Below are 10,502 nucleotides of genomic sequence, written 5' to 3' on the forward strand. Positions count from 1 at the left end.
CTAGTGTCGTGAGTTCGAGGTTGTTTGATGTTTGCCGGGGATCCAGATCGTTCCTGGCGAGGCGGAGGGAATCCCTCATACCGGGTCGTATTCGGGTTTCCCGACAACGCGGCCAGGGGCGATCTGGGCCCCGGCAAACGCAAACGTTCCTCGGACTCACGACACTAGGTGCAGGCCTTGCGCAGCGCGTCGAGGTGGTCGGCGTTGCGCTTGGCCCACCTGGCGACGACGGAGAGGTCCTCGAAGCGTTCCGTCTGCACCTCGACGTACGAGTCGGCCATGGTGAGCAGCGAGTTCTTCACGTCGCGGTCCGACACCTCGCCCGCCAGCTCGCGCAGCCGGCGTTCCTTGTCCTCGGCGCGGGCCTTGAGCTTGTCCGGGTCGACCAGCGGGTCGAGATCGGCCAGGCCCAGGGCCTCGGCGCAGACCGCGGCCTTGTCCTTGACCGCCGACGCCTCGTCGACGGTCCCGTCCACCTGAGCGCACCCAGCCACCAGCAGCGCAACGGCCACCAGCACGCACGATCCCCCCAGCCTGATGGTTCCAAGGTACTGCCGCGGTGGCGGCTTGCGCGGGACCGGCCGCCACCCGGGCGAGCGGCCCTCGCCCGGGTCAGCGCTCCGGTGGGCGCGGCGCCTCGAAGCGGGCCAGCCAGGTGGTCAGCAGCGCCTCGAGCCGCGCCGCCTGGTCCGCCGTCAGGTCCTCGAGCAGCCGGTGCTCGTTGCGCATGTGCTCGGTGAACGCCTGGTCGATCAGCTCCCGCCCCGCGGTGGTCAGCGCGATCACCCGGCCGCGGCCGTCACTCGCGCTCCGCCTGCGCGAGACCAGGCCGTCGCGCTCCAGCCGGTCGATGCGCTTGGTCATCGCGCCGGTGGTGACCATCGTGAACTGGGCCAGCTCGCCGGGCGCGCGCTCGTAGGGCGGGCCGGCGCGCCGCAGCGCGGCCAGCACGTCGAACTCTCCCTCGGCCAGCCCGTGACGCCGGTACACGACGCAGAGCTGTTCGGTGAGGTGCCCGGCAAGGCGGTGCAGCCGCCCGATCACGCCCTGCGGGCGGACGTCCAGGTCCGGGCGCTCCCGCGCCCACTCGGCCTGGATGCGTGCGACGTGATCGAGGGGCTCGGCCATGGGCGCACTATATAGCTTCCACAGAAGGTACAGTGTCTTCCATGGAAGCTACTTTCCGGTGGGTGCTCGTCACCGCGATCGCACCCGTCGCCTGGGGGTCGAACTACTTCGTGACCCACGAGTTCCTGCCCGCGGGTCACCCGCTGTACGGAGGCTTCCTGCGGGCGCTGCCGGCGGGCCTGTTGCTGCTCGCGATGTGCCGGCGGCTTCCCCGAGGGTCGTGGTGGTGGCGGTCGCTGGTCCTGGGCGCGCTGAACATGAGCGCGTTCTTCGCCCTGATCTACGTGGCCGCGCAGATACTCCCGACCAGCGTCGCGGCGACGGTCATGGCGACGTCACCGGTCGTGATGATGCTGTTCGCCTGGATGCTGATGTCGGCCCGGCCGCGGGTCCGGCATCTCGCGGGGGCCGGCATCGGGCTCGCGGGCGTCGCGCTGATGCTCTTCACCGGCGCGGTCGCGGTCGACCTGCGCGGTGTGCTGGCCTCGATCGGGGCGATGGTCATGTCGTCGTTCGGCTACGTGCTGACGAAAAGGTGGGGCGGCTACGTCGATGTGCTGTCGCTGACCTCCTGGCAGCTGATCGCCGGCGGGCTCGTCCTCCTGCCCGTCGCGGTCGTCGTGGAGGGTGCGCCGCCCGGGTTGGACGCGCCCGCCGTGGGTGGGTTCGCCTATGTCGCCGTCGTGGCGACCGCGCTCGCCTTCGTCGCCTGGTTCGCCGGTCTCCGCCACCTCGACGCGGGCACCGTGGGACTCGTCGGGCTGCTGAACCCGGTCACCGGCGTGCTGCTGGGCACGGTCGTCGCCGCCGAGGCGCTGAGCGGTCGCCAGCTGTTCGGACTGGCGCTGGTACTCACCGGAATCATGCTCGGCCGGCCGGGCGGAGCGCGGAAGGGACCAGCGCCGTTCCACACTCCGGACGTCGTTGCCGGACGGACGGCCGACGTGCCTGAATGAGGACGGCGGGGCCCGGTTCTCACATTCCCGGAGGTTGTGGTGTCCTCGATCGCCGCGCTCGTGGGCAGCCCGTCGACCGGGTCGCGCACCGTGTCCCTGGTCGAGCACATCGCCGGCCGGCTCGCCGGCCGGCTCGCGGGCCGGCTCGCCGGTGACGGGCACGACGTGCGGGTCGTTCCGGTCCGAAGCCTGCCGGCCGAGGCGCTGCTCGGCGCCGATCCAGGTGACCCACTCGTCGCAGACGCGGTCGCCGCGGTGGGCGCCGCGGACGGGGTGGTCGTCGCGTCGCCGATCTACAAGGCCGCCTGCTCCGGTGTGCTGACGACGTTCCTGGACCTGCTCCCGCAGGCTGCCCTGGCCGGAAAGGCGGTCCTGCCGTGCTGACCGGCGGTGCGCCGGTGCACGCGCTGACCGTGGACTACGCGTCGCGGCCGGTGCTGGTCGCGCTCGGCGCCTGGCACGTGGTGCCCGGGTTGTTCGTGCTGGACAACCAGATCGAGCGCACGCCGGGCGGGGCGGCGCTCGGTTCCGACGCCAGCACGGCGGTCGAGGCGGCGGCAGGGGCCGCGCCGCCGCGCCGGCTCAGCCGGTGGTGGCGCCGCTCTCGAGTCGCTCCTTGAGGTTCCGGTAGCTGCCGGGGGCCGCCTTCTGCGCCTGCCGGCGGACGAGGGGCACGAGCGGCACGCCGATCCCGTGCCCTTCGAAGTCGAGGGTGAACGTGACTCGCGACGTCGAGCCGCCGTCCAGCTCGTCGACGGTGATGCTCGCCGACGGTCGGATCGGTCCGTCGACCCCGCGCGCCGCCCACCTCCTGGGCGGCACGACCTCGGTGATCTCCTGGGTCGTCGTCCGCTCCGTACGGCCGATCCAGCGCGTGGTGGTGAACGTCGAGCCCACCGTGGACGGGCGCCCCGCCGCCAGCCGCACGCGCACGACGTCCTTCTGCCATTCGGGAAACCGTGTCGGGTCGGTGGCGTAGGCGAAGACCACGTCGGCCGGGCACGCGATGTCTATTGTGGACTCGATGGGTGGCATGGCGCTGCTCCTGGTCACCGTTGCCGGGTTCGGCACGTCATCTGAGATGACGGGTAGCGACGAGCGAATGTGACCGATGGGCGACGACCGAGGTGTCATGCCCGGCGAGGTCGCGGCGCTCGGTCAGAATGCCGACCGACTCCGGCACGGCCGACTTATGAGAATCTCGCGAAATTGATCGAGGTCGATTAATCCGTTAGCTCGGTCGACACGGCAAAACATCGAAGACCGTGGAAACGACGATCGAAGGTTGGCTAAGCTCCCCGCGTCAACCCGAGTCACTACGTCATGGGGGCAGTACTCCGTGGGGGATACCTGGAGTTCAGAGCAGTGGGCGCCGTCCGGACAATGCGGGCTCCTGACCATCGACATCGCCTCGTTCTGCGATCAAGGCCGCAGCGATAACGTGCGACAATATCTGCGCGACGCGTTGTATGACCTGCTGCATAAAGGTCTCACCGCCTGCCACATGTCGACCGACGACTACTACTGCGAGGATCGCGGCGACGGTGTTGTCATGGTTATCGCGCCGCATGTTCGCACGGCTGTGCTCGTGTCGTCGTTGATCGACGGGATTCATGTCGGCCTGCGTCGGCACAATGAGGTCTCCAGCGAGGTCGCGCAGATGCAACTTCGTGTCGGTATCCATTCGGGCGAGGTGGACGCCGACAGTCATGGGCTGGTCGGCACCGCCGTCAACCATGTGTTCCGCTTGACGGATGCGCCCGTCCTCAAACAGATGCTCGCCGACTCCGCCGCGGCGCTCGCGCTGATCACCTCTGATCGTGTGTACGAGGACGTGATCCGACAGATGCCCGCTCTTGTCGAACCAGCCGAGTTCCAGCGGGTGGAAGTGCGGCTCAAGGAGACGACCGCGTCGGCGTGGGTTCGCTTGCTCGGTCGGGCCGGCGGTCCCGGTCCGGCAGCATCGCAGTCCCCTTCGGTGCGAACGGTCGGCCGATCGATCGCCTCGTTCGTGGGACGGGACCGAGAGCTTGCCGAACTGCGAACGTTGATCACGCGGTCCCGGTTGGTCACTCTGGTCGGACCGGGTGGGGCCGGCAAGACCCGGCTCGCCGAGGAGGTGCTGCGGGCGCCGACCGATGAGCTCAGCCCGATCTGCTCGGACGGTGCCTACGTCGTGGACCTCACCGCCTGCCGGGCCGGCGAGGACTTGTGCCTGGCGCTGCTCACCACATTACGGCTGGCCACCCGCTCGTTCTACGGTCCGCCGGGACGTGGCCCAACCGGCGACGCGCTCGTGGCAGCGCTCACGCACAGGCGCGTCCTGCTGGTCCTCGACAACTGTGAACATCTCCTCGACGACGTGGCGGTCGTCATCGATGCATTGCTGACCCGGACCGGGGAAACCACGCTGCTGGCGACCAGCCGCGAGGCTCTCGGCGTGCCTGGCGAGACTACCTTCGCCGTGGGTTCACTCGTCGTGCCGAGCGACGAGGATCAGGATGAAGGCGATCCGCGGGAGGTCCTGCGGTACTCGGCGGTGCGGCTGTTCGTGGACCGAGCGCGCTCGGCCGATCCGGGATTCCGGCTCACCAAGCAGAACTGCGTGGAGGTCGTGCGAATCTGCCGCAGACTCGACGGACTGCCCCTACCGATAGAACTGGCCGCTGCGCTGGTCCGGGCGCTGGCCCCGGCGCAGATAGCCGAGCGACTCGCCGACCGATTTCGTTTGCTCGCCCGTGGATCGCGGACCGTGCCTCGGCACCGCACGCTGCAGGCCGCGATGGACTGGAGCCATGACCTGCTCGACGAGCCGACCAGGGAGGTGTTCGCCTACCTGTCGATCTTCCGGGGCAGGTTCTCCCTGCCCGTTGCCGAGAACCTGGCCGTGCGACTCGGACTGTGCCCGGCGACCACGATCGAGCTGGTGCTCAGGCTCGTGGACAAGTCCCTCCTGCAAGCCACCGCCGCGGACGACGGGACGATGCGCTACCGGATGCTGGAAACCGTGCGCGAGTACGCCGCCGGCCGGCTTGCCGAGCGAGGTCACGCACACAAGGTGGGCCTGCGCCACGCCGAGCTGTACGTCGAACTGGCCGAGGAGCAGTCCCCGGTATTGCGGTCCGCCGGCCAGGGGAGTGCCATCCGGATGCTCGAACGCGAGGACGGCAACCTGCGGGCCGCGTTCGAGCTCTGCTGCCGGACCGGCAACCACGAGCTCGCCCTCCGCCTGGTCGCCGCGCTCGGCTGGTACCTGTGGATGCGCGGTGACCGGGCCTTCGGTTGGCCGGGCGTGGCACGTGCGCTCAACACGCGACCAGGTGAGCAGGACCCGCTGCGGCGCACCCGAGCCCTCATCTGGTCCTGCCATCTCGGCTCGGTCGGCCATCGCGCGATGGAGCCTCAGGCACGTGCGCACGGACGTCAAGCACAGGCGATCCTCGAGCGACTCGGGCTGACCGGCTCGGCGGACTACGGCTACTGCATGTTCGTCAGCGCCTTCTCGGCCTATCGCGAGGACCACCACGCCGAGGCGGACGCCATGGCGGCCCGGGCACAGCAACTCGGTGCCGCGCTCGGCGACCCCTGGCTGATGGCCTGCGCCACCTGCGTGGCGGGCATCGGCCACGCACTGCGTGGTGAGTTCACCGACTCCGCACACTGGCTCGACGTCAGCGCGACGCATTACCGGACCACCGGCGACGCATGGGGCGAGCACCGAGCGCTCGTCTGGCTCAGCCGAACCCACGAGAGCACCGGAGACCTGCGACGAGCGGAAGAAACTGCCGAAGCCGCCGTCAGGCTCGTCCGCTCCCTCGAACTCGGCGACGCGGTGGTGCCGCTCCTCGGCTGGATCGTCCGCTTGCGGATCCTGCGCGGCAACGAGTCCGGCGCTACATCGGCACTGGCCGCGGTGGAACGCAACCGGTGGTGGCGCAGCACCTCCGAAGGCATCGGTTGGATAACCGACAGCCAGGCCCTTCGCACCGAAGCCCGCGCACGGAACCACCCGAAGGAGACCGACACCACGCTGCTCCGTCAAGCCGCGGAGCTGTACGGGCAGGCGGCTACCGAACTCGCCGCCGCCGGGCTTCCGATCCACGCGCTGCACAGCCGCTGCCGCCAGGTCATCGTGCTCGCCCGCGCGGACGAGCACACCTCCGATGCGCTCGACATGGCCATAGAGCTCGCCAACACGCAGTCGGATCGCCGCGCACAAGGCATCATCCTCGACGCCATGTGCCTCGTCGCTCAGGACGAGCGCACCGCGGCACACCTTCTCGCTCAGGCGGACAAGAAGTGGCAGCAGACCGGAGTTGGCCGATCACCGACGTTCGCGGCCGACATCCGGCACATCCGGTCCGTCCTGTCGACACAGTAGGGGCTTCATTCCCCGCTCGCGAACCGCGAGCATGAACCCGGCGCCATCCAGATCCCCCTGGCGAGGCGATTCGAGGAGAACAGGACGCACCCTGCGCGGGGTGGTCCACCGACCCGAACGGTGGACTCGCGGGTCCCGAACGTTGGACTCGCGGGTTCGGAGCGTTGGACTCGCGGGTTTGTCACCACGCTCGGTGTGGCTTGGACCGGGTGATGGTGCGGGCGAGTGCGTCGCGGGCGGCGGCCGTCCACTGTGGCACGTTCGCTCGTTCGGCGACCACGCGGGCCTTGAGGTAGTGGGTGTTGGCCGTCTGGGGTTCGCCGCGTCGGACGGCCAGGTCGCCGAGGAGCTGCGCGATGGGGAGCAGCACGGCGTAGCCGCCGGTGTCGCCGCCGGCGATCTCGTCGTCGAGTGGGCGAAGTGCTTGGTAGGCCTCGGTGATCCGATCGTGGTCGTTGAGGGCGAGCCCGACGAGCCCGCGTAACGCCATGACGACGGTGAAGCGGATGTCCCTGGGTATCGGGGGACGCCGCGATGCGACGACCTGTGCCTCGTCGAACCGGCCGGCCGCGGCCAGGGTGAGCGCGAGGGCCTCGGTTCCCGGTGTGGGCCAACGGTTGTAGGCGTCCTGGCACGCTGGCACGAGGTCGGCGAGCTTGTCCGTCCACAGTGCGATCGACAACGTTTCGATCGGGAAGACGCCTTGTTCGAAGTCGGCCATTCCCGCCTGGCTGGTCAGCTCGGCGGCGCGCTGGTAGGCGTGCTCCGCGTCGGCGAACCGGCCGCCGACGACGTGGTGCAACCCGCGGTACCAGGCCGCCGCGGCCGCCGCGGCCGGCAGGTCGTAGGTCGTGGCGAGCCGCTCGATCTCGGTGGCGTGCTCGTCCGCCGCGGTGAACCGGCCGCGGCCGCAGGCGCACCGGATCAGCGCCTGCCGGCCGGTCGCCTCGACCGCGATGAGCCGGTGGTTCCGGCCCAGCGACAGCAGCTCGGTCGCGATTCGCTCGCGTTCGGCGAGGGCGCTCGTCCAGTAGCTCTGCCGGAAGCGGGCGTTGAGCGCCGTCGCCAGCAGCGCCGGGTCGTCGAGCCGGCGGGCGATCGTGACCGCCTCCAGCGATGCCGGGTCGGCGCGCGGGTCGTCGGACTGCTCCAGCTCGATGACGAGACTGGCCAGGAGGCGGCACCTCAGCTCGCGGTGGTGCGGCGGGAGCCGGTGAAGGGTCTGGTCGATCTGTTCGACGATCTTCTCGGGCGTGTCGCCGTACGGGTGGGGCGGCCACAGGCCGTGCGTGTCGTAGGCGACGATGACCCGCGTGGTGAGCTCGGCGTCACCCAGGCCGATCACCTCGGTGAGGGTGTCGTCGCGCAGGGTCCGAGCCGATACGTGCTCGCCGGCGGTGGACAGCGTCCGGATGGTGCCGATCACGAGCTCGAGTCGGTCCCGCTCGGTGCCTCCGGGTGCGTGCGCGTAGGAAAGGACGGCCTGTTGCCAGAGACCGGCCGCCTCCCGGTGGGCATAACGCCGCTCGGCCTGCTCCGCGGCCAGCCGCAGGTACCGGGCCGCCTTCGCGGCCGCGTCCGGGGCGTGGGCGGCGTTGAAGTGGTGGGCGAGTGCGACCGCGTCGTGCGGGCGCAGGCGTTCCATGGTGGTGCCGACCTGGGCATGAAGGCTGCTACGGCGCAGCTGGGAGATGTCGTGGAAAGCGTCTCCCGCACGAGGGCATGGGCGAACCGCAGGGCTCGGGTGGCGGTCTGCGGCTCGACGAGGAGTCCGGCCCGCAGGGCGGTGTCCAGGCACTCGATGAGAACGTCGTCGTCCATGCCGGTGACCGCGGCGAGCACGTCGATGGTGAAGTCGCGGCCGATGACCGCGGCGTGGTGCAGAACGGTCTGCGCCGAGGCGGACAACCGGGCGACGCGCCGCCGGACGATGTGTCGCACGCTCGGCGGTACCTCGCCGATGGCGGCGTGCTCGCCGCCGGTTTCCAGCAGCCGGGCGATCTCCCGGACGAAGAAGGGGTTCCCTTCGGTGCGACGGGCGATGGCGGCGACGGTGTCGTCCGCGAGGGGCCGCGCACACAGCGCGCGCATCAGGTCCGACACCACCTCGGTGTCCAGCCCGGTGAGATCGACGTGTTCCGGCTGGTGGCGGGCGAGGGTCGCCAAGGCTTCCGCCAGATGCTCGTCGACCTCGGTGGGCCGGTAGGTGGCGATGAGGAACACGGGCTCCGAGACCAGCGCCCCGGCCAGGTGGGTGAGCAAAGCCAGCACCTCCCCGTCGGCATGATGGAGGTCGTCGAGCACGATCAGGAGCGGGTTGGCACGCGCCACCGCGCTGAGATACAAGCCGACCGCGGTACGCAGCCTGAACCGGGCCGCGGGCACATCACCCGCCGCACTCAGCGTGGCGTGGTCGTCCAGCAGCGGCGCGAGCTCCACGGCGTGGTGTCGGGGCGGGAACCGGTCGACCAGCGCCTGCAGGATCTCCGCCCAGGGCTGGCCCGCGGGACTGCCTTCGCGCTCGGGGCAGTTGCCCCACGCGATCGTCCATCCGTCGGCCGCGAGCTGCCGGCCGACGGCTCCCGCGAGAGCGGACTTGCCGATGCCCGGTTCTCCCGTCACGAGAGCGAGCGTGAACCGGCCGGCCCGAGCCGTACTCGCCGCCCGCCGCAAGCGAACCAGTTCCTGGTCGCGGCCGAGCAGGGTCGGTTCCGGGTATTCGGGACACCCCTCCGAGCCAGGTGCGTCGTGCGGACCGTCGCCGTGACGTTCAGGAAGGTGGACCCACGCCGTCGTCGCCGTTTCCTTGACCGTCACCGATATCGAACGGTAGGCGGTCATGTCGCAGACCCTGCTGTGCCGGACGACCTCCTCGAAGAACCACGAGGACGTGATGACCGCCAGCACCCCGGACGACCCGGCGAGCTCCGTTTTCAACGGTGCGGCGTCCAGAAGTCGGAATGCCAGGTTGATCGCCGCCGCCGTCACGCCGTGGTCGTCGTAGTTGATTTCCCCGGCATGCAGGGCCATGCGTAGTCGCACCTGCTCCTCGGCACCGTGCGTCCGGTTGTGCGCATGGAGGGCGTCGACGAGCGCGCGGGGGAGATCCTCGACGAAGGCGCCCTTGGTCATCTCCGGCGGCGCCAGGATCAGCGCGCCGTCGCCGCGGTCCTCGTACTCACACGCGGCCCAGGAAATGTCGGCCACCCGGAATGCCTGTTGAAGTGCGCGATAGAGACCGGCGCGCACCGTGAGCTGATCCACATTGGTCCGGCGACGATCGCCAAAACCCTCCACATCGACGACAAGGATCGTTCGATGTACTGCCGCCCGAGAACGTTCCACGGTGCCTCCCCAGAAACCGTCAACATGACAACGATGACACCACGACGGTGCACTCGACATGTGGCTGCGGCCACTTTAGACAAACGAGTCAGCAATACGTACGGCCGCCCGCGTTCGGCTCCAGCCCCAGTCTTACGAGCGCGCACTACGTAACAGGGTGATTACCCTACGGTCGACCTATGTGGAACCACCAGTGTTGACACGTTGACAGTCGCAAGAAAATGTCGAGCGGCGAATAGCGATAGGCCCGGTGATCCGCATTGTCGGCGGCCGCCCGCCGTTGGCGGCACGACGAGGCGCCGGCCGCGCGGGGACGGCCTGGTCAGGGCGCCACTCGCTCGCCATGGTGGTCGCCGTGGTGTCGACGTGCGCGAGGACGCGGGACACACCGACGCGGCCAGGACGTCCGGGCTGGCCGGGCGCGCGCTCGCACGGTCCCCGACGACCGAGTGCTCCGTCATCCGAACGGCGCAACCTCGAATGCTTTTGTTCGAAACTTCGCGAAGTTTGTACAAATGAGCACAACTTTTGCTTGACTTGCGGCAAAAGTCTACTAAGGAATTGTCTCAAATTAACTTGTACATGTCGTGATTGTTCTGTCATGGTTCTGGTATGGCCATGGTCGTGGAGATCGATGAGCAGGTCCTGGCGGCGAAGTTCGGGACGATCCTGCCGCACTTGGATGAGCGGCA

Annotated in this window: 10 protein-coding genes; 4 read left to right on the forward strand and 6 right to left on the reverse strand. The window is 69.4% G+C overall.

What is annotated here, in order from left to right:
• Positions 1–164 precede the first annotated feature (164 nt).
• A complete protein-coding gene (locus GEV28_RS39840; protein WP_291419157.1) occupies positions 165–518 on the reverse strand; it encodes a hypothetical protein in 354 nt (117 codons plus the stop codon).
• 94 nt (positions 519–612) lie between these two features.
• Positions 613–1,128, reverse strand: coding sequence for a MarR family winged helix-turn-helix transcriptional regulator (locus GEV28_RS39845; RefSeq protein ID WP_291419158.1), 516 nt, complete (start codon positions 1,126–1,128; stop codon positions 613–615).
• 41 nt (positions 1,129–1,169) lie between these two features.
• Between GEV28_RS39845 and GEV28_RS39850 the strand changes: the two genes are divergently transcribed.
• The 3 genes from GEV28_RS39850 to GEV28_RS39860 are packed head-to-tail and all read left to right on the forward strand — an operon-like array spanning position 1,170 to position 2,704.
• A complete protein-coding gene (locus tag GEV28_RS39850; protein WP_291419160.1) occupies positions 1,170–2,084 on the forward strand; it encodes an EamA family transporter in 915 nt (304 codons plus the stop codon).
• 39 nt (positions 2,085–2,123) lie between these two features.
• Positions 2,124–2,468: an NAD(P)H-dependent oxidoreductase gene (locus GEV28_RS39855; protein WP_291419162.1), complete on the forward strand. Its 345-nt coding sequence runs from the start codon at positions 2,124–2,126 to the stop codon at positions 2,466–2,468.
• Positions 2,462–2,704: a hypothetical protein gene (locus GEV28_RS39860; protein ID WP_291419164.1), complete on the forward strand. Its 243-nt coding sequence runs from the start codon at positions 2,462–2,464 to the stop codon at positions 2,702–2,704. Before GEV28_RS39855 ends, GEV28_RS39860 begins: the two co-directional genes overlap by 7 nt.
• Here the strand turns inward: GEV28_RS39860 and GEV28_RS39865 are convergent.
• Positions 2,667–3,119: an SRPBCC family protein gene (locus tag GEV28_RS39865; protein ID WP_291419166.1), complete on the reverse strand. Its 453-nt coding sequence runs from the start codon at positions 3,117–3,119 to the stop codon at positions 2,667–2,669. The two genes, GEV28_RS39860 and GEV28_RS39865, sit on opposite strands and share 38 nt — an antisense overlap.
• Positions 3,120–3,441: 322 nt before the next feature.
• Positions 3,442–3,795, reverse strand: coding sequence for a hypothetical protein (locus GEV28_RS39870; RefSeq protein WP_291419169.1), 354 nt, complete (start codon positions 3,793–3,795; stop codon positions 3,442–3,444).
• A gap of 135 nt (positions 3,796–3,930) precedes the next feature.
• On the opposite strand from GEV28_RS39870, the gene GEV28_RS39875 reads away from it, so the two are divergent.
• Positions 3,931–6,465 (forward strand): AAA family ATPase, encoded by a 2,535-nt coding sequence (locus GEV28_RS39875; RefSeq protein WP_291419176.1) that lies wholly within the window; start codon positions 3,931–3,933, stop codon positions 6,463–6,465.
• A gap of 181 nt (positions 6,466–6,646) precedes the next feature.
• Here GEV28_RS39875 and GEV28_RS39880 read toward each other — a convergent pair whose 3' ends face one another.
• On the reverse strand, positions 6,647–7,891 hold the full coding sequence (locus tag GEV28_RS39880; RefSeq protein ID WP_291419171.1) for a hypothetical protein: 1,245 nt from the start codon (positions 7,889–7,891) through the stop codon (positions 6,647–6,649).
• Positions 7,888–9,672 (reverse strand): AAA family ATPase, encoded by a 1,785-nt coding sequence (locus tag GEV28_RS39885; RefSeq protein WP_291419173.1) that lies wholly within the window; start codon positions 9,670–9,672, stop codon positions 7,888–7,890. The genes GEV28_RS39880 and GEV28_RS39885 overlap by 4 nt, the downstream gene beginning before the upstream one ends.
• Between the last annotated feature and the right edge of the window lie 830 nt (positions 9,673–10,502).

The sequence above is a fragment of the Actinophytocola sp. genome (assembly GCF_009379765.1).
GTDB lineage: Bacteria > Actinomycetota > Actinomycetes > Mycobacteriales > Pseudonocardiaceae > Actinophytocola.